20 protein-coding genes and 1 pseudogene are annotated in these 22,083 nt (G+C 47.5%); 19 read left to right on the top strand and 2 right to left on the bottom strand.

The features are described from left to right. The 6 genes and pseudogenes from ABID13_RS27545 to lepB form a co-directional block, all read left to right on the top strand. A pseudogene (locus tag ABID13_RS27545) lies at positions 1-335 on the top strand (cell wall-binding protein); the annotation flags it as partial. A gap of 83 nt (positions 336-418) precedes the next feature. Then, a complete protein-coding gene (locus tag ABID13_RS27540; protein ID WP_048931042.1) occupies positions 419-1,117 on the top strand; it encodes a BRO family protein in 699 nt (232 codons plus the stop codon). Positions 1,118-1,518: 401 nt separating this feature from the next. Next, positions 1,519-1,698, top strand: coding sequence for a hypothetical protein (locus ABID13_RS27535; RefSeq protein ID WP_048931022.1), 180 nt, complete (start codon positions 1,519-1,521; stop codon positions 1,696-1,698). Positions 1,699-2,237: 539 nt separating this feature from the next. Then, positions 2,238-2,930 (top strand): iron-sulfur cluster assembly scaffold protein, encoded by a 693-nt coding sequence (locus ABID13_RS27530; protein ID WP_007868910.1) that lies wholly within the window; start codon positions 2,238-2,240, stop codon positions 2,928-2,930. Between the two features lie 27 nt (positions 2,931-2,957). Then, a complete protein-coding gene (locus ABID13_RS27525; RefSeq protein WP_007868909.1) occupies positions 2,958-3,968 on the top strand; it encodes a GGGtGRT protein in 1,011 nt (336 codons plus the stop codon). A gap of 593 nt (positions 3,969-4,561) precedes the next feature. Further along, positions 4,562-5,071, top strand: coding sequence for a signal peptidase I (gene lepB / locus ABID13_RS27520; protein WP_156200209.1), 510 nt, complete (start codon positions 4,562-4,564; stop codon positions 5,069-5,071). On the opposite strand, the gene ABID13_RS27515 is transcribed toward lepB, so the two are convergent. Beyond that, positions 5,025-6,026: a serine hydrolase domain-containing protein gene (locus ABID13_RS27515; protein ID WP_053095378.1), complete on the bottom strand. Its 1,002-nt coding sequence runs from the start codon at positions 6,024-6,026 to the stop codon at positions 5,025-5,027. The genes lepB and ABID13_RS27515 overlap by 47 nt on opposite strands. Positions 6,027-6,171: 145 nt before the next feature. On the opposite strand from ABID13_RS27515, the gene ABID13_RS27510 reads away from it, so the two are divergent. From ABID13_RS27510 to ABID13_RS27465, 10 genes are all read left to right on the top strand, one after another. Beyond that, entirely contained in the window at positions 6,172-8,562 is a 2,391-nt protein-coding gene (locus tag ABID13_RS27510; protein WP_048931024.1) for a hypothetical protein, read from the top strand. A 402-nt stretch (positions 8,563-8,964) separates the two neighbouring features. After that, positions 8,965-10,014, top strand: a complete 1,050-nt coding sequence (locus ABID13_RS27505) for a LacI family DNA-binding transcriptional regulator (protein WP_007868682.1) — start codon at positions 8,965-8,967, stop codon at positions 10,012-10,014. A gap of 10 nt (positions 10,015-10,024) precedes the next feature. Then, a complete protein-coding gene (locus ABID13_RS27500) occupies positions 10,025-10,990 on the top strand; it encodes an ABC transporter permease (protein ID WP_007868681.1) in 966 nt (321 codons plus the stop codon). Positions 10,991-10,999: 9 nt separating this feature from the next. Further along, positions 11,000-11,224 carry a hypothetical protein gene (locus ABID13_RS27495; protein ID WP_045091848.1) on the top strand — a complete coding sequence of 75 codons (225 nt, stop codon included), beginning with the start codon at positions 11,000-11,002 and terminating at the stop codon, positions 11,222-11,224. 43 nt (positions 11,225-11,267) lie between these two features. After that, complete coding sequence (locus ABID13_RS27490) at positions 11,268-12,353, top strand: sugar ABC transporter substrate-binding protein (RefSeq protein WP_048931025.1); 1,086 nt, start codon at positions 11,268-11,270, stop codon at positions 12,351-12,353. 231 nt (positions 12,354-12,584) lie between these two features. Next, positions 12,585-14,108 (top strand): sugar ABC transporter ATP-binding protein, encoded by a 1,524-nt coding sequence (locus ABID13_RS27485; protein ID WP_007868671.1) that lies wholly within the window; start codon positions 12,585-12,587, stop codon positions 14,106-14,108. Between the two features lie 2 nt (positions 14,109-14,110). Next, the gene (locus ABID13_RS27480) at positions 14,111-14,662 is read left to right on the top strand and encodes a hypothetical protein (protein WP_048931026.1); all 552 of its coding nucleotides are present in this window, start codon (positions 14,111-14,113) and stop codon (positions 14,660-14,662) included. Next, the gene (locus ABID13_RS27475; RefSeq protein ID WP_007868664.1) at positions 14,659-15,552 is read left to right on the top strand and encodes an SDR family NAD(P)-dependent oxidoreductase; all 894 of its coding nucleotides are present in this window, start codon (positions 14,659-14,661) and stop codon (positions 15,550-15,552) included. The genes ABID13_RS27480 and ABID13_RS27475 overlap by 4 nt, the downstream gene beginning before the upstream one ends. Before the next feature lie 85 nt (positions 15,553-15,637). Beyond that, positions 15,638-16,867, top strand: a complete 1,230-nt coding sequence (locus ABID13_RS27470; RefSeq protein WP_048931027.1) for a D-galactonate dehydratase family protein — start codon at positions 15,638-15,640, stop codon at positions 16,865-16,867. A gap of 17 nt (positions 16,868-16,884) precedes the next feature. Next, positions 16,885-17,607, top strand: a complete 723-nt coding sequence (locus ABID13_RS27465; RefSeq protein ID WP_048931028.1) for an MBL fold metallo-hydrolase — start codon at positions 16,885-16,887, stop codon at positions 17,605-17,607. An 82-nt stretch (positions 17,608-17,689) separates the two neighbouring features. Here the strand turns inward: ABID13_RS27465 and ABID13_RS27460 are convergent, their stop codons facing one another. After that, positions 17,690-18,733 carry a LacI family DNA-binding transcriptional regulator gene (locus ABID13_RS27460; protein ID WP_040417293.1) on the bottom strand — a complete coding sequence of 348 codons (1,044 nt, stop codon included), beginning with the start codon at positions 18,731-18,733 and terminating at the stop codon, positions 17,690-17,692. A 346-nt stretch (positions 18,734-19,079) separates the two neighbouring features. On the opposite strand from ABID13_RS27460, the gene ABID13_RS27455 reads away from it, so the two are divergent. From ABID13_RS27455 to ABID13_RS27445, 3 genes are read left to right on the top strand one after another with little or no spacing between them, the layout of a single operon-like run. Beyond that, a complete protein-coding gene (locus ABID13_RS27455) occupies positions 19,080-20,060 on the top strand; it encodes a mannonate dehydratase (RefSeq protein ID WP_007868651.1) in 981 nt (326 codons plus the stop codon). A 20-nt stretch (positions 20,061-20,080) separates the two neighbouring features. After that, positions 20,081-21,001, top strand: a complete 921-nt coding sequence (locus tag ABID13_RS27450) for a carbohydrate ABC transporter permease (RefSeq protein ID WP_007868648.1) — start codon at positions 20,081-20,083, stop codon at positions 20,999-21,001. Positions 21,002-21,018: 17 nt separating this feature from the next. Beyond that, positions 21,019-21,870, top strand: coding sequence for a carbohydrate ABC transporter permease (locus ABID13_RS27445; RefSeq protein ID WP_007868645.1), 852 nt, complete (start codon positions 21,019-21,021; stop codon positions 21,868-21,870). Positions 21,871-22,083 lie beyond the last annotated feature (213 nt).

The raw sequence follows: 22,083 nt of genomic DNA, 5'->3' as shown, positions 1-22,083 counted from the left end.
AGGAACCTAAATTATCAGGATGGAGACAGAACGAGGACGGAACCAAGAGTTTCTACCTGGGCAACACAGGAGATTGTGTGCGCAACAGCTGGTACCTGGATACAGACGGTAAGTGGTACTGGTTTGACGGCGCCGGTCGCATGGTGATCAACACCTGGTATCAGTACAAAGGTGATTGGTACTACCTGGGTGCTGATGGCGCAATGGTAAAGGGCCTGCAGGCCAGCGGTAGGAAGTGGTATTACCTGGACCAGGACGGCAAGCTGTCCATGGATCCGGTGACACTTACGCCCGATCAGGATGGGGCGCTGCGGTGGCCGGGTATGGGAGAGTAAACCACATATTTAGAGGAGTAAGCCTTGGGATGATTCTCAGGGCTTTTATTGTGCGCACAATGCGCAGAAAGGAATGTTTTTTTATGAAACTGAGACTTGTTAAACAGGGAGATTTCTTGGGAACGAAGTGTGATTTTTATACAGATGAAAGCGGAAACATTTTTATGAGTAGGACACAGGTGGGATATGCTTTACAGTATAGGCAACCTCAGCATGCAATCCTGATGGTACATCAAAGACATAAAGATAGGCTGGATAAATTTTCTATCGAAGTAAAGGGGTCACAGTTTGATACCCCTTATTTTAACAAGGACAAATCAGCCTCCGTTTGGATGTATAAAGAGCGCGGAATATATGAGGTATGCCGTTGGTCCAATCAGAAGGTGGCCGATGATTTCAACGATTGGGTGTATGATGTTATTCTCTCTATCAAGGAGAACGGCTATTACATAGCATCCGAAAAAGACGAGAAGTGGCTGGGCATCCGACAGGAGACAAAGGAAGTGCGAAAGGCTGAGACAGATCAGATAAAACTGTTTGTGGAGTATGCCCGAAAGCAGGGAAGCCAGCACGCGGATCGATACTATGTGCTACTGACGAAGCTTATTAACAATAGGCTGGGCATAGAGAGCGGTGGCCGGGATGAGGCAGACCAAAGAACGCTGATGCATCTAAAGTCTCTGGAAACGGTGGTAGAGCTGCACCTGACCACGCTGATGACGGAGGGGCTACCGTATAAGGAAGTGTACCAGGGCGTGAAGAGGTTCATTGAAGCGCTATAGAGCTAAGAGATAGGCGGGCGCCCGGATGTAGGGGGTAACAGAGGAGATGGGCCTAGCCCATAGGACCAGACCCATCCATATATAAAATATTTGAGGGGATGTAGATGATGTACATCTGCAAAAACATTATATCGACTAAATATGGACAAAGTATGAACAGGGAAAGTCGGTCCAGATGAACTGAGTCTGCCTTTTGAAATGTCCATAAAAATATCTTTGGTAACGAAAAACGCCTCTTGACGCCCCACCCTACAGCTGACGACATTACATTCCGCTTAAACGTTAATTTGGTTACTCAAGTATATGCGTGAACTGAATAGAAATTGAAATAAGAAAAAATGAATGGGGAAAAATCCCGAAAAAAGCGTTTATATATAAAAATGGTGGGGAGGCATAAAGTCATGATTGAGGGAGCTTATGTACAATATCAGTCTGTCAGGGCAGCGGAGGACATGTTTAGCGAAATGAGATTACTCATAAATGAGATTACAATGAGGAATGTCCATTTCATCAGTGATGAAACTGCCGCTACTGTTTTGGAGCTGGCCCTTAAGATAGAGGAGGTGGAAGGCGAAGTGTAAGGAAAGGAGGCGCTAAAGATGTGGTGCCTGTTCCAGAAAAGAGGAGGGCCAGCAATGTCATGTTGGCCCTTAAAGAAGTGTATGAAAAGCACGAATGCTACATACGTAATCAATATAATAAAATATTATGAATAAAGTATGAACAAATAAAAGGGACCTGACAAAATGCCAGGTCCTGAATGTAGGAAAGTACGTGGACAGCGAGCATAGCTGTCCTCATATAAGTAAAGTTATCAATCAAATATGGATAGAATATGAACAAAAAATAAATAAAGGATAAAATGTTAGTGCGGAGCCAAATAGACGGGCTCACCTTTTTTGATACTAAAATGATACTAGAATTTTTGATAGGTAGAATATTAGGTGATAAAATCAATAAAAAAGATGCGATTTTATACTGAAAATATGGAAAACACGAGACAAGAAATCACTTGCATAATGTCGGATTTTGTGAGAGAATAGAACCAAGTATGATGTGATAAATTTAACGAATGGGCACTGTACTTGATCAAATTCATTTTTGAAAGGAGTTTTAACACATGATTTATTCACATGAAGTAGAAGAGATGTGCACAGTTGCACAGGGCGTTCATCATGGCGCTGCTCCAATTCCGGAAGAAGCAAAATGGGTAAAATCAAAAGAAGTAAAAGACATTTCCGGCCTTACCCACGGTGTGGGCTGGTGTGCTCCTCAGCAGGGTGCCTGCAAACTGACACTGAATGTAAAAGAAGGTATTATCCAGGAGGCGCTGGTAGAGACCATCGGATGTTCAGGAATGACCCACTCCGCAGCTATGGCAGCAGAGATCCTGCCGGGCCGTACTGTTTTAGAGGCTTTAAATACAGACTTGGTATGTGACGCGATCAATACCGCTATGAGAGAACTGTTCCTTCAGATCGTTTACGGAAGAACACAGAGTGCTTTCTCTGAGGATGGACTTCCTGTAGGCGCTGGTCTGGAAGACTTAGGAAAGGGCCTTCGTTCTCAGGTTGGTACTATGTACGGAACACTGAAGAAAGGTCCCCGCTATTTGGAGATGGCTGAAGGTTATGTAACCGGTATTGCACTGGATGCAGACGATCAGATCATTGGTTATCAGTTCGTAAGCCTTGGCAAGATGACTGATTTCATCAAGAAGGGTGATGATCCTAACACAGCATGGGAGAAAGCAAAAGGCCAGTACGGCCGCGTTGCTGACGCTGTTAAGATTATCGATCCACGTAAAGAATGATGAAGACCGAATAGGAGGAATAAGAAGATGGCATTATTTGAATCATATGAGAGAAGAATTGACAAAATCAATTCTGTGTTAAACAGCTATGGCATTGCTTCCATTGAAGAAGCTGAGAAGATTACCAAAGATGCAGGCCTGGACGTTTATGATCAGGTTAAGAAGATCCAGCCAATCTGCTTTGAGAATGCTTGCTGGGCATACATAGTAGGTGCTGCAATTGCTATTAAGAAGGACTGCAGAAAGGCTGCTGACGCTGCAGCGGCAATCGGCGAGGGCCTTCAGTCATTCTGTATCCCAGGTTCTGTTGCTGACCAGCGTAAGGTTGGTTTAGGCCATGGAAACTTAGGAAAAATGCTTCTGGAAGAAAACACTGACTGTTTCTGTTTTCTGGCAGGCCATGAGTCCTTTGCAGCAGCGGAGGGCGCCATTGGTATCGCTGAAAAGGCAAACAAGGTACGTCAGAAACCACTGCGCGTGATTCTGAACGGCTTAGGCAAGGACGCTGCGCAGGTTATTTCCAGAATCAACGGATTTACATATGTTGAGACCGAGATGGATTACTACTCAGGCGAAGTAAAAGAACTGTGGAGAAAGTCCTACTCTGAGGGATTAAGAGCAAAGGTTAACTGCTACGGCGCTAACGATGTAACAGAGGGCGTTGCGATCATGTGGAAGGAAGGCGTTGACGTTTCCATTACCGGTAACTCCACCAACCCAACCAGATTCCAGCATCCAGTTGCGGGAACCTACAAGAAGGAATGTGTAGAGAAGGGCAAGAAGTACTTCTCCGTAGCATCCGGCGGCGGTACAGGCCGTACTCTGCATCCAGACAACATGGCAGCTGGCCCTGCATCCTACGGTATGACCGATACCATGGGACGTATGCACTCCGATGCACAGTTTGCAGGCTCATCTTCCGTACCTGCTCACGTTGAGATGATGGGCCTGATCGGCGCAGGCAACAACCCAATGGTTGGTATGACTGTGGCGATTGCGGTTAGCATTGAGGAAGCGGCGAAGGCTGGGAAATTCTAAGAAAATGCTGATAGAATAAAACGTCATAGAAGATCTGAATATGTTTGGTGGTTGGAATCAATATTTTGATCATTACTAAACTATTGACATTAATGTTAGCAGAGAAAAGTGGTTGTGTCTACTGGACGCAAAGCGAAACCCCAAGGAGTTGCACCTCCTTGGGGTTTCTTTTTCCTTTTGAAGAGGAATAACTTAGAGCAGTGTAATATCCATGCCAATCTATGAAATCAGAAAAGAAAAGCGATTGTATCCCAATGGTACACAGACACCCCCAGAGAGTTGCAGCTCTCCGGGGGTTTTAATATCATATGGGAGAAAGATACCAAAGCTGCCTCCTTTTTCCTTTACATGCAGGATAATCCAGGACAACACCTGACAGCTCTCGCCTTTATCATGACCGCCTATCAATATTCAGAAAATTGGAAACCGGATTTAACGGAATGGTAAGGACTTTTCCGGAAATCCGTGATAAACTTATCCAATGTCATAATATGTAATACAGCAACAAAGGAGACATTATGAAAGAAATAAAACAGACATCCAATTCTTCCAATCCAGCCGACCCGGCGCCATTTAACCTGAAGCATGAGATCATGGAGTGGGTTAAGATCATTCTCATAGCAGCCGTGATCGCATTTTTCCTAAACAGGTTCATCATTGCCAACAGTCAGGTTCCTTCCAGCTCCATGGAGAATACCATCATGGCAGGAAACAGGATCATTGGTTCCAGGCTCGCTTATCAGTTTGGGGAAGATCCCCAGAGGGGAGATATTGTGATCTTTGACCATAAGACAGAGCCGGGCAGGGATAAGACAAGGTTGGTGAAGCGTATCATTGGACTGCCCGGAGAAACTGTGGATATAAAAGATAACCATGTGTATATCAACCAGTCGGAAATTCCTTTGGAGGAAACCTATCTTCCGGAGGAAATGCAGTCTAATACCTATCATTTTGAAGTGCCGGATGGGTGTTATCTGATGCTGGGGGACAACAGAAACCACTCGTCCGATGCCAGATTCTGGGAAGATCCCTATGTCCCGGAAGAGGATATTCTGGCTAAGGTGTTATTCCGCTACTATCCCGGCATTGGAAAGATCCAGTAACTACAGCCGGCAGTATGTGCTCCTTTATCAGGATCCAGCGGTCTTTTGGCTGGGGGATGAACGCAGATGCAATAGCGGCCACCATATCCAATTGAGGGATACAGAAGATGGCATTCCCTCCATCTCCCATAGCCGCAAAAGCGGATATGCCCTTTTCCTGAAAAAGCCACCACATATACCCATATTGATGGGGATTTGCAGCCGCGGAAGCCCTGACCCATGACTGGGGCAGGATCTCATTTCCGTCCCAGCAGCCGTTGTTAAGGTACAGCAAACCGAACCGGGCCATATCCCGCGGCGTCATGGTGAGTCCCCATCCTCCGGTGGTAATGCCGTGGGGATCATGGGGCCATCCCTTCAGCTTTGCGCCAAATAAATCCTCATATCCAAAGCCGTCCATGGGATAGTCAGGGATAGATCTCATTCCAATGGGGCGAAACAGCATTTCATTGGCAAATTCCCTGGCGGATTTCCCTGTGGTCCTCGAAAGAACGGCGGACAAAAGGTGAGCGCTGGCTGTGGAATATTTAAAGGCGCCCGTTTCCCCTCCTTTTCCCAGCATATCCAGCGTAAACCTGACCCAGTCGGAAGAGGTGCAAAGTGATTCCAGGGGTTCCTGCCAATCCTCATAGGGATAGGGGGCTGTCATTGTAAGCAGATGTTTCAGCGTGATCCGGGAACGGGTTTTATTGGGATCAGTGAATGTAAACTCAGGAAAGAATTCCATGACCTTCCGGTCAATGGAGTCAATATAACCATGTTTTACAGCAATGCCTATAAGTGCGGAAAGGATACTTTTTGTTACTGAGGCAACGTGGATGCAGTCATCCGGCCCTTTATTTCCATAATACGATTCATGTATGATCGATCCATTCCGGATAATTACCAGGCCGCGGATATTATCATATTCTTTTTGGATCAGGTCGGGGAGCTGCTCCCATACATTTCTGTTCATATCAATCATCTCCTTTTGATTTTCGTCTGCTGTCTTCCGCAAATCCACTTTATCCTGATATAAAATTATTTTCAACAAAGTTTTTAAAAATTAAGATATAATAAAGACAGGTCACCAAAAATTCCAAGGAATCAGGAGGAAACCTATGGGGAAGAGAAGGGATAGAAAAAGAACAGCTATAGTGTTGTCTATCTGTGCTGTAATGGCAGCGGTAATGTCTTTGGGGGGATGTACGGCTCCGTCCGCAAACCAGAGCGGGACCGGGACAAACCAGGGAAATGGGAGTGGAGGACAAAACGGAACAGAGGACAGCGCAGCAGCAGGGCAGGAAGAACGGGATCAGAAGGCACAAAATCAGGACACATGGGATCAGAAAACCGCCCCGGCCTATGTCTATTACATAAAGAACACAGATCTTATGAGAGCGGATGTGAACAAGGTAATGGATGAGGGAAAGAACCCGTCCGTGGTCATGAAGGGCGCGGGCCCCTGCGCAAACCTGAAGGATTATTATGATGTTAAGATATCCGAAGATGGAAGCTTTCTCATATTCAACTTTGAGATGGAATCTGAAAATTTCAGTGTGGATGAGAAGCTGATTGCTGTCAATGACAGGGATGGGACGGCAAAGGTATTATATGACGGATATGCATACATTGTAATGTGCAGGAACCGGCTATTATACCAGGTACCGGTTAAGGTGGATTTAAAACAGCAGGCAGGTCAGGCTTTGTCATCCCGGAAACCGTATGATATTTCTGAACAAAAGTATGACCTGTATTCCTACACGCCCCAGACAGGCAGCTGCCTGGAAGTTGAAGATGTGTATAATTTTTATCCTTCAGAGGACGGGGCTGTCATCTGCTTTACACGGAAAGGGGAGCATGGAAAGGAAAGGCTTTACAGGTACAGGGACGGTAAAGAGGAATTTCTGGCTGATGATGTGCAGGTTGCTGGGGTAAATGGGGACTGCAGTAATATTTATATGTCCGGGTTTCAGGAGGACGGGGACCTGTGTTATTTTGAAATGGATAAGATAAATAAGGATGGAACGGTTGAGGAAATCCTTTCCAAAGCAGACAGGGCCGGCAGCTATTACCTGGACTCCGGTTCGGACCGTGTTTATTACTCGGTCTATGGGGAGGATGGAATCAATTCCCTGTACTATTATAAAGAGGGGGAAAAGAAGCTTTTGTCCGACCAGGTATCCATGGTCTGGGAGTTCATAGAGAAACCACATTGGCTGGCTGGGGAAGCTATGATCCTCTACCATATAAACGGGAGTGGCAAGAGCCGGTTGTTTGCAGCAACTGACGGTATTGTGTCAGAGTTTGCGGTCCCGGACATTAGGGACAACTGGGTGAATGATTATGACTGGTATTTGGCGGGGAGTGAGGATGCCGTCTATCTCTCTCTGACCAAAATGGATGATTCATACCAGGCCCAACAGAGCTGGATCTATGAATTTGATTTAAAGGGCGGCCTGCCGGGACAGTCCCCCAAGTGCATCGCCAACGGCACGGAGCTGGATCTTGTAAGAGAGGAACAGGAATCTGTATTTTACACAGACTATAACACCTCTCAGGATCTGTACTGTGATGGAGTTAAGGTACTGGAGAACTTTTCCACTGAAGGCCTTCTTAAAACAGGCCAGGGGGAATATTTTGCATTTTGCGCAAAGGAGCGGTCTGCGCCGGATCTTATGCGCATCACCACAGCCGGTTCCTCCAAACTATTCCTGGAAAATGTGGTTCAATGTGAATCCTTTGCAGGCGGCCTGCTTCTTTTTTCAGACTGCAGGACAAATTACCCATACCTGGGAACCCTTTCCTTTTACAGCGGTCCGGACATAAAGGTGATCGATGAAGATGTAACTGTTTTTTTCCAGCATGGCGATGATTTTGTGGATATGGTTCCCTGGGATTGGGACTGGAACGGAAGCAGCGGGACACAGGCGGATTTTGCAGACTATGGAGGATCTTATGACCCCAATCAGGACGCCATGGGCCGGGCCTATATTGACGGAACCACCTTTTATCACACGGAATACGGATTCTGTCTTGACCTGTCCAAGGGCAGCGGGCCCGGGGATCACTATGAGATAAATGATAATGACCAGCGTGTGGGACTCATATGCTATGACGGAGATGGAAACGAACGCTACGGTGTTTACATAGGGGAAACTCCAATGGAAATGTGGCAATTTTACAGTGATCAGGGAAATGCCGCTGATTTTGGCCAGTGGATGCTGGAAATGTACGACCGCACCATTGAGCAATACGGCCTGAAACGGGGGAATGAGTTTTGCCTGGAAAAAGCAGAGGACATGGATTTTGACGGGCAGAAGGCAATGAAGCTGGTCTTTAAGACGGAGGACGGGCTGATGACCATCAAGTCCACAATGTTCCGGTATTTTATCCCGGATCAGGAAAATGAACGGTTCATTGAATTGGAACGGTCTTTTATGATAGAAAGCCAGGAGGATATGGAAGCATTTGAACGCCTGGCGGAATCCCTGCAATGGACGGATAGATAAGCACCGGAAACAAAATACACGGAACACATAAAACATATAAAACACATAAAACACATAATGTACACAGAACATGCGCCGCTGATCAAAGCCGGTGCATGTTTTTGTATATCTTACTCATGGGCAGGGATAAAAACAGGTAAATCTATAAGCAAATAACGTTTACATACTTTTAAAACAACCTGAATATGACAAAAATGTTATAAATAAGACGAAAATAAACAAATTAATGTTGACAATGACCAAGAAAAATGATATGTTAAAGACATAAAACGTGAACGTTCACGAAAATATAAGATGAAAATCATGGTAAAAAGTGGATTAATGACCATGTCTTTCAGGTATACATAGGAGAATATAACGTAATCGTTCACAATAAACAAATGGAAATGAGGGATGAGCACTATGACGACTATGAAAGATATTGCGAAAATGGCTAATACCTCCATCGGAACCGTTGACCGGGCGCTTAACAACAAGCCGGGGGTCAGTGCAAAGACGCGGGAACGGATCATGGCAATTGCAGAATCTCTGGATTACAAACCCAACCGCCTTGGAAAAGCGCTGGTGCTGAGGAATAAGAACATGCAGCTTGGATTCATTATTGAACCCATTACCAATCCGTTTTTTGAGGAATTGAAAAGGGGAGCGGAACAGATGCGGGATGCCCTGAATGAGTATGGTATCACGACCCACATTTTCTGCATGAATACCCATGAAGAAAAGGAGATGGTGGAGCTATTAGACAGAATGAGTGATATGGGGGTTGCAGGGATTGCCTTAAACGCGATCAATTCCCCGGTTGTAATTGATAAGCTTGTAAAACTCAGAGAATCCGGCCACAGGATCGTGACCTGCAGCACGGATATCAGCCGCGGTTATCGGGACTGCTTTGTGGGGTTCTGCCATGAAAAAAGCGCGCGGGTGGCTGCGGAGCTGCTGGCTAAGTTCACCGGGAAAAAAGGGGAGTTTTTGGTGACCATAGGCTACCGGTATATTATGGCCCATATGCAGAGGCTGAATGGGTTTGAGTCCAAGATCAAAGAGGAGTATCCCGGGATCAGTCTGGCCGGCGTATTGGAGGTGGAGGAAAATGACGAGATAGCATTCAGGGAGACCTTAAAGGCATTGGAGGGCAATGACAGGATCAACGGCATTTTCATAGCCGGATATGGGATTAAAGGAGTTGCCAAGGCTGTGGAGGTGAAGAACCTGGGCAGGGATATTAAGATCATATGTTATGATAATTCTGCATTTGTCACTGACTATGTGAAAAAGGGGGTCATTGATGCAGTTATCTGTCAGGACCCGGAAAAGCAGGGGTACATGGCGCTGAAGATATTAAGCGACCTTATCATTGGGGATAAAGAGGTCAGATCAGATACATATACCACCAGTATTGATATCAGGCTTTGCGAGAACATAGACAAAGACATTCAGGATTGGGATATTTGAGGAGGGTGTAATGAGATCAGAGGGAAAAAAGAGCAAAGGAAAACGGTTTAATGAAATTGGGGTATTGGGGGCGCTGGTGCTGCTGTGCGCAGTCATAAGCATTGCAAATCCGGCATTTTACTCGGCCAGTAACCTTATCAACCTGGCCAGGCAGACATCTTATGTGGTGATCATTGCCATATTCATGACAATGGTGATCATCGTGGGCGGTATGGACCTGTCCGTGGGTTCTGTTATAGGCGTCAGCGGGATCGCGGTTGCCATGTTTCTCAAAATGGGGCTTCCGATTCCTGTTGCAGTGGTTGCGTCCATGGTGGTCGCATCTCTGGTGGGGCTGTTTAACGGAACCCTTATCGTTCTGGTAAGGATGCCTGCATTTATTGTTACCCTGGGCACCATGTACATAGCAAGGGGAATCTGTAACGGCCTGACAAAGGGTGTGCCTGTGTATCCGCTGCCGGAACAGTTTTCCGTGATTGGAAACGGGACCGTGTTTGGCGTGCCGGGATCTGTGTTTTTTGTCATCATTGTTGCATTTGTTCTGGACTTCATATTAAAAAACACCACCTTTGGCAGGTCCGTGTATGCGATCGGGGGAAATGAGGAGACCGCAAGGCTGTCGGGGATTAATGTGACCAGGATCAAGATCATGATTTATCTGCTCAGCAGTCTGGCGGCAGCGGCAGCAGGGGTTATCATGACTTCACGTATCGAATCAGGCCAGACTTCCCTGGGGCAGGGGTGGGAGATGACTGTGATCGCGTCCGCCATCATTGGAGGGACAAGTATGCTGGGAGGTTCCGGAACCGTGCTGGGGACCGTACTGGGGGCAGCGCTGATGTCGGTCATATCCAATGGAATGATCATTATGAATGTATCCGTGTACTGGCAGAACATAGCCATCGGAGCAATTATCGTATTGTCGGTAGCCATTGATCTTATTAGCAAAAGGCGGGCAGGTCTGGATGTAAAGTGATATAAAGTCATGGAAAGACCGCAGAGAAATCAGGGGAAAGGAGGAGCAGGGAAAGCTTTTAAAGGAAACGCTTTTTGTTATGGGAATAAAAAAACAAACGTAACAGTTCAGGACGGCGGGAAAATGGGTGCAAAAGCGGGCGTTAAGCTTGCTTATAAGTCCGTTTTTGCATCCATTTTCACATCGGATGGACATCCGATGCTTCTTGACCGGCTTTTCCGGTCAAGAAGATGAGCCGCCCTGAACAGTTACAAACAATGAAAATGGGAGGGTAAAGATGTTTAAGAAGAGTGTAAGTTACTTATTATGCGCGGCAATGGTATCAGCGTCACTGGCAGGATGTGGAGCTTCAAAGGCTGACAGCGGGGCAGGAGCAGGAACAACGGCGGCGGGGGCCTTAGCAACGGCGGCAGGATCTGCAGCAGGAGGCGCCGAGGCAAAGACTGAAGCGGCGGCAGCGGCTCCGGACCGGAAGATCAAGATCATGTTCGACTGCCCAAAGGTAAACGACCCTGTATGGCTGATCGCAAAGGAGGGCTTTGAGGCTGCCGGAAAGGATCTGGGATTTGAGGCCGTGTGGACGGGGGCGGATGACCACTCGGTTGAGAAGACCGTGGAAGCCATTGAGAACACCATTGCGGCGGCACCTGACGGAATCGTATGCTGCCCATTCTCACCCACTGCATTTACCAATGTACTTGGGAAGGCGCAGGACAGCGGCATTGTGGTCACTACCGTATGTGTGGATGCGGACAGTGAGGACCAGAGAACTGCATTTGTGGGTATGGATCCATATGCCTGCGGGCGTTCCCAGATGGAGGCAATTGTGGAAAAGCTGGGCAAGGACAAGAAGGTGGTCATGGGCGTTCTCATGAGCAACATTGACGCAGCCAACCAGATTTCCCAGCTTGAGGGCGCAGAAGCCTACATGAAGGAAAATGGGATCGAGTATGAGATCGTTGACAAACAGGCGGATAATGCGGACCCTGTTCAGTCATTGGATAAAGTCACCACTATGATCAAAGCAAATCCGGACATCAATGCAATTTTCAGCGGAGAGAGCGGAGGCACTCCGGGGGTTGGCAAGGCTCTTGAGGAACTGGGGGTTACGGATCAGGTGGTTGCAGTGTGTATGGATGATACGGATATGAACCTGGATGCGGTGCGCAAAGGACAGGTGTATGCAGTGGCTGCCCAGGACTTCTTTGAGATGGGTTATCTGGGAGCGGAGCTTTGCTATAAGGCCATACTGGGAGAGGAAGTTCCCTCATCTGTGGACTCCGGCGTGACCATTGTAACAGCTGAAAATGTGGATACATACGAACACGATTCTGATTATCCGGAAGTGGACGCTGCAAGATAGGAGACAGGATGGAGTGGAGACAGAAAGATGAAATTAAAAAGGTATAGACCGTTGATCCATCGTCATGTTTGGGGAAACAGTGCGGAATGAATGGGCCTATACCAAATCCAATTATACAGAAGTAAGGATAAAAAGTCAAACTTGACAGAGACAGGAAATAGATTCGGAAAATTGATTCATCCGTATTGCCGCAGATCATGTGCGGCAATACGGAGCGTAGGAGACTGGTCCATGAATGATTATGTTTTAGAGATGAAAAATATCACAAAAGAATTTCCGGGAGTAAAGGCGCTAAGCAATGTCAATATCCGGGTAAGGGCCGGTGAGATACATGCCTTGGTTGGTGAAAACGGCGCAGGTAAGTCCACGCTTATGAAGGTGTTAAGCGGGGCATATCCCTGTACCTCCTACAGCGGGCAGATCTTTATTGACGGAGAAGAAAAAAAGTTTAACAGCCCGTCTGATTCCTCCGGATGCGGTGTTGAGATGATATATCAGGAGATCAGCTGCATGCTGGATATGAACATCGGGGAGAACATATTTATAGGAAGCTATTATAAAAAACAGAATGGCACCGTGGACTGGAAACGGATCTACAGGGAGGCGGAGGCAGCCCTTGCAAAAGTGGGCCTGGATGTTCCGGTGAGGGAGACTATGCGCAATTTAAGCGCAAGTGAGCAGCAGCTGGTCCTGATCGCCAAAGCGATCAGGAAAAAGCCCAAGGTGCTGGTTTTGGACGAACCCACATCCACCCTGACGCTGAAAGAGACTGATAACCTTCTAAAGATCCTCCTGGAGCTGAAGAAGGACAATATTTCCTGTATTTACATATCCCACCGTCTCAATGAGGTGTTTGATGTGGCGGACAAGATCACCGTATTAAAGGACGGGGAGACACAAGGGGGATTTGACCGCTCAGAGTTTGATTACAGGGCGGTTGTGGAAAAGATGATCGGCCGCAAGATTGAAAATATGTATCCCAAGGAAACCGTGAAAATCGGGAAGGAGATCATGAGGGTGGAAAATGTGGTGGTCCAGCATCCCTATAACAGGCAGAAGAACATTGTGAACGGAGTCAGCTTTTCTGTGCGGGAGGGGGAGATACTAGGCCTTTCAGGGCTTGTGGGCGCTGGGAGAAGTGAACTGGTCAACGCCATTTTCGGGTCCTATAAAGGAAAATACAGCAAGACTGTATACATGGACGGAAAAGAGGTAAGGATCGATTCTCCCCGCACCGCCATGCAGTATGGGATTGGCCTGGTGACAGAGGACAGGAAAAAGGATGGAATTATAGCCATGGCATCCATTAAGGAAAACATATCCATCGCCAGCCTGAAGAATATCTCCAGGAAGGGCCTGATCAACAGATCCAAGGAAAAAAAGCATGCCCAGGAGATGAAGGGAAGCCTGAATATCAAGGCAGGATCCATTGATACCAAGGTGCTGAACTTAAGCGGAGGGAACCAGCAAAAGGTGGTTCTGGCAAAATGCCTGAGCACAAATCCAAGAATCCTTATATTAGATGAGCCCACTAGGGGGATCGATGTGGGGGCAAAGGTGGAAATATACAAAACCATATCCGGGCTGGCGGCAAAGGGGATCGGAATCATCATGATATCATCTGAACTTACGGAGCTGATCGAGATGTGCGACCGCTTTCTGGTGATGACCAAAGGTACGATCACGGCTGAGCTTAACAGGACCAATGTAAGTGAAAACGCGATCATGATGGCTGCGACCGGGGCAGAGGGGTAAAAATGATACAAATATGTAAAATGAATGAAAAGGTATGGAACTATCTGGAAGGTAAGGGGCTTATCTCCTCTGTGAGGAGCGGGAATGACCTGTATGCCATGGCTGATGACAGGGCACAGGTGGAGGTTGTTTTGGAATGCAATGATCATGGGGGGAATAAATTGATCAATGTGGGGATGAACCTTTTATGGCCTTCCATGTTTCACCATCATCCGGCCCATGAAGAGGTGTTTCTTTTGTCCGGCAGGGATACAAAACCCTTATATATCGCATTTGCCTTTGACGGGCTGGCTGATTTTGTTAAAAAGCGGGACCGGAGGGAGCTTAAGGAATCGGACTTTATGATCGTGGAGATGCTATATGATCATCCCGGGTTCAGCTGTTTTGCCATCAATCCCGGCGTGCTTCACGGTGAGTTCACCTGTCCGGGAGAGAAAGCCAATCCGGTGCTGATCGTAACCGAGCCCTCTGATATGGCCACTGACCTGGTGGATATCTCCGGCATAAAAGACATGTTTATAAACGCAGTAAAAAGAACACAGGAGGCAGTATGAGACTGAAGGATAAGGTGGCAATTGTTACAGGCGCAAGCAGGGGGATCGGTGCGGAAATCGCGTCCATGTTTGCAGCGGAGGGGGCCAGGGTGGTGTTGGCTGCCAGAAGTATGGAGGAGATGGAGCAGCTGCGGCAGTCCATCAGCAGGCAGGGGGGAGAAAGTATCTGCGTCAGCACGGATGTACGCAGCAGGGAGAGTATGAAAAACATGGTGAAGACCGCCTGCGATGCCTATGGAGCCATTGACATACTGGTCAATAATGCGGGATATCCCATGTTTGGATATGCTGTGGATGACGAGGATGAGGAGGCGGAAAAGCGGTATGAGGCCATTATGGAGACCAATGTAAGAGGCTACTGGTATGGGGCCAGGTTCGCGGTTCCGTATATGAAAGAGGGAAACAGGGGCAGTATCATTAACATATCCTCTGTCAGAGGCCATCTGGGGCTGGCCAATGAGACCGCATACTGTGCGGCCAAAGGTGCGGTTAAGATGATGACCAAAGCCCTGGCCGTTGAACTGGCCCCTTATAATATCCGCGTCAACTGTATCTCACCAGGGGCGATCCAGGTAAAGGTGGGCCACTGGGTATTATCCAGATACGGTCAGGAGATTTATGATGAATATGTGGAGAAATTCAGGGATGTACATCTTTTGGGTATGGAGTGCAACCAGCCCCTGCATATGATAGGGGAGCCAAGGGATATTGGATATACCGCGGTCTATCTGGCATCGGAGGAGGCGCGGTTTGTGACGGGAAGCGATATTGTGGTGGACGGAGGGCTGACCTCTCTGCTGCCGGAACCGGGCGCTCTTGATATGGAGACATTGGTGGCGCTTCACGGAAAACAGGGACCCATGAACCAATGGTTCCAGTCCCTGGGATGACAGGGTGTACTCTACAAAAAATCATCTCGCAAATCTGAGTGCCAGGAGACTCTGAGAGTACACCAGGGACCAAAGGAGGATAGGAATGTTGATTAAAAGTATGGAGACGATCCTAACATGTCCGGGAAGGAACTATCTGATCGTGAAGATCACAACCGAAGACGGTGTGACAGGATATGGGGATGCAACCCTTAACGGCAGGGAGCTGTCGGTTAAGGAAGCCCTTGACAGCCATCTGTCCAAATATCTGGTGGGTATGGATGCGGAGCGTATCACAGACATATGGGAGCTGGTGTACCGGGGAACGTATTGGAGAGGCGGCCCTGTACTGATGACCGCCTTGGCGGGTATCGACATGGCGCTGTGGGATATCAAGGGTAAGCGGTATGGCGCGCCCTTGTATCAGCTTCTGGGGGGGAGGTGCCGGGACAGGCTGAGGGCCTATTTCCATGTCCATGGACACACAAAGGAAGATCTGGCTGACAGGATCCGGCAGCGGATGGAGGACGGATGCACCTGCTTCAGGTATAGCTTTGACACCAAAGACAGCCGTCAGGAGGGGCTTTATTTTAACCAACCCCATCAGGATATCAGCCTGGGGAGACGGATCGAAGTCACAGAGGGGAACATTGGAAAGCCGGAGGTATGGGACACGGAGGAATACGGTCATGACCTGATCCGGGTCACATCCTATCTCAGGGACACATTTGGCGGCAGTATTGGTCTGATCCATGACAGCCATGAGCGTTTTACGCCGATCCAGGCGGCGGCTGCCGCCAAACAGCTGGAGCGGTTCGGCCTGTTCTTCTTAGAGGACCCTGTGGAGCCGGTCAATGTCCAGGGACTGGAGCTTATCCGCGGGCACAGTGTGACTCCCATTGCCATGGGAGAGCTTTATAACAGTATGAAGGACTGCCTGATTCCCATTGAAAGGAATCTCATTGATTACCTCAGGCTGGATATCAGCCACTACGGAGGGATCACCCCGTCCATGAAGACAGCGGCAGTGGCGGAGAACCATGGAGTTAAGATCGCCTTCCACGGACCCAGTGATATCTCACCTCTGGCCCATGCAGCCCTGGCTCATGTGGATTTCGCAATACCCAATTTCGGCATACAGGAGTGGGTGGACCACAATGAAGAGTTGGACCAGGTCTTCCATACCAATGTCCGGTATGAAAATGGATTCATCACCATTAGGGATACACCGGGACTGGGGGTGGAGGTGGATGAGGACGCTGCTAGGGAATACACTTACAAGCCTAAGTTTCTTCCCACCCTGAGAGACAGGGAAGGGGCGGTCCACAACTGGTAGGAAAGGGAGGCGAAGAAATGGAATTTGAGATCACCTGGCTGGGGCAGGCCGGATATATCCTGGATTTTGGGTGCTGCAGAGTGTGCATTGATCCCTATCTGTCCAACACGGTTGAGGAGATAGAAGGAATGAAACGGATGGTGCCGGTCCCTGTTAAGCCGGAAGAATTGGATGTGGACTATATCCTGTTCACCCATGACCATCTGGATCATTTTGACCAGGTATCCATATGTCGCCTGGCCCACAGGCCCATCACCTTTATGGGACCCGGCTCCTGCATCGGGAAGCTGGAGGAATGCGGTATCCATAACAACACCCGGCTGGAGCGATACCAGCAGACCGTGGTCGGCGGCAGGATCACCCTGAGGGCAGCTTATGCATGCCATACCCGGGACAGCATCGGGCTTTTGTTTCAGGACAAGGGAAATGACACAGGCGGTCTGTACATCACCGGGGACACGGAGTATACGGAAAAACTCACAGAAATCAAATCATATGCGCCGGACGCCATGATCGTCTGCATCAATGGGAAACTGGGAAACATGGATTACAGGTCCGCCGCCAGGCTGGCGCAGGAGATCGGCGTAAAGACAGCCATCCCATGCCATTATGGAATGTTTGGGGAAAATACGGAGGATCCTGAAAACTTCAGGTCAGCCCTGAGTCCCACCGGAGTGGAGTACCGGGAACTAAAGTTTATGCGGCCGGAAAAGGCTGTCCTCACCTCGGTGAACTCCTGACATACGACAGAGAAAGCCCCAAGGGAATCATTTGATACCCTGGGGCTTTTTTTCTTCACATTTTTCTTCCACATATTGCTTTTCAGAAAATGTTTGATTGTACGTTCCGCTGGGAGGAAGCACGGTAGATGATCTCTCCCTGAACGGTGATCGTTTCATAAGGGGCATCAGGATGCTTGATGCGCCACAAAAGCTGGTGGATCATACGTTTTCCCAATAGATGCGCATGGCAGTCAACGGTTGTGAAAAACGGCTGGAACGAGTTTGCCTCATCATTGTCAAAGCCTGTGATCGCGATATCCTGGGGGATCCGAAGGCCTTCTTTTATGATCATTTCCGACAGACACATGGCGCTGATGTCGTTTACGCAGACAACCGCCTGGGGAGGATCGATCATCAGCTGCTCAAATGCGCTGCGTACCGCTGAAGACATCAATGGGAACGGCGACGGCGTGGTGATCAGCTGGGGTTCCAGGGGCAGGTTAGAGATCGTCATCGCATCGCGGTATCCGTCAAAGCGGTCACAAAAGCTTTCGCCGTCCACATGAAAGGGGTTTAAGTAGGCGATCCTTGTCATTCCCTGGCGGATCAGGCTTAGAGTTAATTCCATGGTAGCCCGTCTGCTCTCGCTTTTGATCACATCCCCCATGGTTGGCTCTAATGCCGTATATACTTCACGGTCAAGAAAAATACTGTACATCTTTTTTTTCAGCACCTTCTGTGTATAAGCAGTTCCAAATTTATGAAGAAAGAAGCAGGCGTCAATCTCGTCATTAGGAGAATAGGGCAGCTGCAGTTCATCTATATTCTTTTGGGTGACGACAGCAATACTGATGTTGCAATTGTAAAGAGAGGCTTCTTCGGAAAGACCATTTAAGATCCGATCCCAATAAGGGGAACTGTCCGGGCGCCGTAAGGCAAGGATGCGCAGAGGACGGTCAGGTGCTTCTTCGCGGCTGGTTTTGTCTGTGAATTTTGTATATCCTGAAGAGCGCACATAATTAGTGATTCTCTGCCGGGTTTCTTCAGCGACTCTTGGATCATTTCTAAGCGCCATTGAAACTGTATTTCTCGATAATCCCAGTTCTGTGGCTATGCTTGTAATGGTAACACGTCTCTCTTTCATAAAGTTTTCTAACAAACCTCCTGGATTTGAATTTCTCTTATTTTCTAAGCATATCATAAATTGAAACAATGTACAACCATATTTTGCAATAGTGCATTTCACAAAATATGCAATATTGCACAATTGTTACGAAAAATGTAATTTAACATATCATCCAATAATATAATATAAAATCAAAAACAATAGTGCAAAAAAACAATACAATCACGCAAAAAATAAAAAATGTAAAAAATGACATATTGATATTGACAAAAAATAATAGATAATGCATAATAGATAATGTAAATATGCAATAGTGCAAAAATAATGCATCCGTTTAAGGGGCGTTGAAATGGAGGTGCGGGGAATGAAACTTGGATATGCATTTTTTAATCCGAAACATGAAATCTTACAACATCATGCTCAGCAGCTGGGGGTGCGCTGCGCTGTGACCAGTGCCGGATGGGCGGGCGGCTTTTCCCGTTACATCCATGAATGGGATTATATGCCGCTCTTAAAAACAAAGCTTTCCATGGAGAGTTTTGGGCTGGAATTTTCTGTTGTAGAAGGTGTTGGATTTCTGGATGAGGTTAAGCTGGGATCAGAGGGGCGTGATGAAGCCATTGAACACTTCATTCTCTTGTTAAAGAATATGTCTGAACTTGGGATAAAAACGGTTTGTTATAACTGGATGCCTGTGTGGGGGTGGTTTCGCACTGATACAAATATCAAGCTGGATGGAGGAGCTACGGTTACCGGCTTTGACAATGATCTGATCCCGGTCTGTCCTATTACAGAGCTAGGCCGCGTTTCTCAGGATCGTTTATGGAGTAATTTGGAGTACTTTCTCAAGAAGGTAGTTCCCTGGGCTGAAAAATACCGTGTCCAGTTAGCGCTTCATCCGGACGATCCGCCTGTTGACAATATTGGCGGCATTGAGCGGATCCTGACCAGCGTCAACGCCATGCAGAGAGCAATTGATCTGGCGCCCAGTGAATACAACGGAATTACCCTTTGCCAGGGTTCCTTTGCCGCCATGGGAGAAGATGTCATTGATTCGATCCGGCATTTTGGAACCCAGAACAAGATATTTTTTGCACATTTCAGAGACTTGACCGGCGGCCCCGGACATTTTCGGGAGGAATTCCACCACACTGGCAAAACAGACATGTATACGGCAATGAAAACTTATTACGACATTGGATTTGACGGGGTGATCCGTCCGGATCATGTGCCCACAATGTATTTGGACACGGTGGGGGAGCAGGGATACGGGACCAACGGGAACTTGTTTGCCACCGGATATATGATGGGTCTGATGGAAGCGATTGAAAAGGAAATGAATTAAAAATAAAGGGTGGGGATCAAGTGAAAAATGGAAACTGCAAAGAGGTTATCAGCAAAGAAGCACGCAGGAAACGATGGAAGAAAGATTGGGAAGGTTACTTATATATGCTTCCCTGGCTGCTGGGATTCCTGATCCTAACCGCCTGGCCGATGGTCTATAGCTTTTATTTATCTTTTACAGATTACTCGATGTTTACGGCTCCGGAATGGGTGGGCCTGAAAAATTATATCAAAATGTTTACAAGAGACAGAGGGTTTTCAAAAGCGCTGTTTACCACGTTTCGTTTTGTGCTCATGGCAGTGCCTCTCAAACTGGTCTTTGCGTTATTTGTAGCAACCCGTCTGAATAAGGCCGTAAGGGGGATGAACCTGTACAGGACCTTTATCTATCTGCCGTCCCTGTTAGGCGGCTCGGTAGCGGTAGCGGTCCTCTGGAGAAATATTTTCGGCATAGACGGATATATCAACACGATCCTGGGGATTTTTGGGATAGAAGCTGTAAAATGGCTCACCAGTCCAAAGTATGCGCTGACAACCATTGTCTTATTGAACGTGTGGCAGTTTGGATCCAGCATGATCATTTTCCTGGCAGGTCTGAAGGCCATACCCAACAGTTTGTATGAGGCGGCCGGCATGGATGGAGCCGGAACGGTACACAAGTTTTTTAAGATCACGCTGCCAATGATCTCGCCGGTCATTTTCTTCAATCTGATATATGGATTGATCGGAGCTTTCCAGCAATTTAACTCCGCTTTCCTGATCACAAAGGGAGGCCCGGCCAATGCTACATATCTATATGCGCTGATGCTTTACGAAAAGGCGTTTACATCCTATCAGATGGGTTATGCGGCCGGAATGGCATGGATACTTCTTGGGATCGTTGGCTGTTTCACGGCAGTTATGTTTATCGGTCAAAAGTTCTGGGTGTTTTATGAAAATTAGAGAGGAGGATATTTGCAGTGGAGAAAAATGATTTAAAACAGAAAAAGCATAAAAACCATTGGGTCAGTCATATCGATCTGATCCTCCTCTCAGCGATCATGGTATTTCCAATCTTATGGTGGTTTTTTGCAACCTTTAAGCCTTTAAATGAGCTTGGGTCCCGTAATTTCCTGCCGGTAAACTGGACACTGAGCAATTACATAAAGGGATGGCAGATGACAAACAGCCTGACCTTTGGCAGATTGTTCCTTAATACCATGTTCATTGTGTCGATCAATGTGGTGGGGGCAGTGACCTCCGGAAGCCTGGTGGCCTTTGCTTTTGGCCGGATGGAATTTAAGTTTAAAAACTTTTGGTTTTCCGTTGTCATGATGACCTTGATGCTGCCCTCCCAGGTGACCGTTGTCTCACAGTATATCATGTATAACAAACTGCACCTTGTCAACACTTATGTGCCGCTGATCCTTCCCTATTGCCTGGGTGGAGGCGCCTTCTTTATCTTCCTGCTGATCCAATTTATCAGGGGGATTCCCAGGGAGCTGGATGAGTCGGCCAAATGTGACGGGGCATCAACATTTTGTATCTATTCCCAGATCATTTTACCCCTGCTAAAGGCACCGCTGACAACCGTGGCGATCTATGCTTTTATCTGGAGCTGGGACGATTTCTACTCACAGATGCTCTATTTAAGCACACCGGCCAAATTTACAGTAGGACTTGGCCTTCGGATGCTGGTTGATCAGTGGGAGATCAAATGGGGAGAATTATTTGCCATGTCGCTGCTTTCGATCATCCCCTCCCTGATCCTGTTCTTTACAAGACAGAAGGATTTCATAGAGGGTGTGGCAGCTTCAGGCATTAAGGGTTAAAACAAATATATTATCATGCACTCTCGGAGTCTCCCCGGCGCCCGTCTTTGCAGCTGGTTTTTTGCCGGCCGCACAGAAATCTGAGTACCAGGAAATTTCCGGAGTACGCTATCAAAAAAAGCCTGCAAATAAAAAGTCAAGCTAAATTTTAAAGAACATTGAAAAATTTATACAGGTTGAAAAGTGGGTATCAAAATAAGACCGCCAGGATAT

Source organism: Enterocloster citroniae (assembly GCF_040545455.1).
In the GTDB taxonomy this organism is placed as follows: Bacteria; Bacillota; Clostridia; order Lachnospirales; family Lachnospiraceae; genus Enterocloster; species Enterocloster citroniae.
Note: the sequence above shows the minus strand (reverse complement) of the source record. Positions and strands in the feature narration are given on the sequence as shown.

Coding starts and splice junctions, on each gene's coding strand:
- ABID13_RS27540 (WP_048931042.1), top strand. CDS start 419: ATGAAACTGAGACTTGTTAAACAGGGAGATTTCTTGGGAACGAAGTGT.
- ABID13_RS27535 (WP_048931022.1), top strand. CDS start 1,519: ATGATTGAGGGAGCTTATGTACAATATCAGTCTGTCAGGGCAGCGGAG.
- ABID13_RS27530 (WP_007868910.1), top strand. CDS start 2,238: ATGATTTATTCACATGAAGTAGAAGAGATGTGCACAGTTGCACAGGGC.
- ABID13_RS27525 (WP_007868909.1), top strand. CDS start 2,958: ATGGCATTATTTGAATCATATGAGAGAAGAATTGACAAAATCAATTCT.
- lepB (WP_156200209.1), top strand. CDS start 4,562: ATGGAGTGGGTTAAGATCATTCTCATAGCAGCCGTGATCGCATTTTTC.
- ABID13_RS27515 (WP_053095378.1), bottom strand. CDS start 6,026: ATGAACAGAAATGTATGGGAGCAGCTCCCCGACCTGATCCAAAAAGAA.
- ABID13_RS27510 (WP_048931024.1), top strand. CDS start 6,172: ATGGGGAAGAGAAGGGATAGAAAAAGAACAGCTATAGTGTTGTCTATC.
- ABID13_RS27505 (WP_007868682.1), top strand. CDS start 8,965: ATGACGACTATGAAAGATATTGCGAAAATGGCTAATACCTCCATCGGA.
- ABID13_RS27500 (WP_007868681.1), top strand. CDS start 10,025: ATGAGATCAGAGGGAAAAAAGAGCAAAGGAAAACGGTTTAATGAAATT.
- ABID13_RS27495 (WP_045091848.1), top strand. CDS start 11,000: ATGGAAAGACCGCAGAGAAATCAGGGGAAAGGAGGAGCAGGGAAAGCT.
- ABID13_RS27490 (WP_048931025.1), top strand. CDS start 11,268: ATGTTTAAGAAGAGTGTAAGTTACTTATTATGCGCGGCAATGGTATCA.
- ABID13_RS27485 (WP_007868671.1), top strand. CDS start 12,585: ATGAATGATTATGTTTTAGAGATGAAAAATATCACAAAAGAATTTCCG.
- ABID13_RS27480 (WP_048931026.1), top strand. CDS start 14,111: ATGATACAAATATGTAAAATGAATGAAAAGGTATGGAACTATCTGGAA.
- ABID13_RS27475 (WP_007868664.1), top strand. CDS start 14,659: ATGAGACTGAAGGATAAGGTGGCAATTGTTACAGGCGCAAGCAGGGGG.
- ABID13_RS27470 (WP_048931027.1), top strand. CDS start 15,638: ATGTTGATTAAAAGTATGGAGACGATCCTAACATGTCCGGGAAGGAAC.
- ABID13_RS27465 (WP_048931028.1), top strand. CDS start 16,885: ATGGAATTTGAGATCACCTGGCTGGGGCAGGCCGGATATATCCTGGAT.
- ABID13_RS27460 (WP_040417293.1), bottom strand. CDS start 18,733: ATGAAAGAGAGACGTGTTACCATTACAAGCATAGCCACAGAACTGGGA.
- ABID13_RS27455 (WP_007868651.1), top strand. CDS start 19,080: ATGAAACTTGGATATGCATTTTTTAATCCGAAACATGAAATCTTACAA.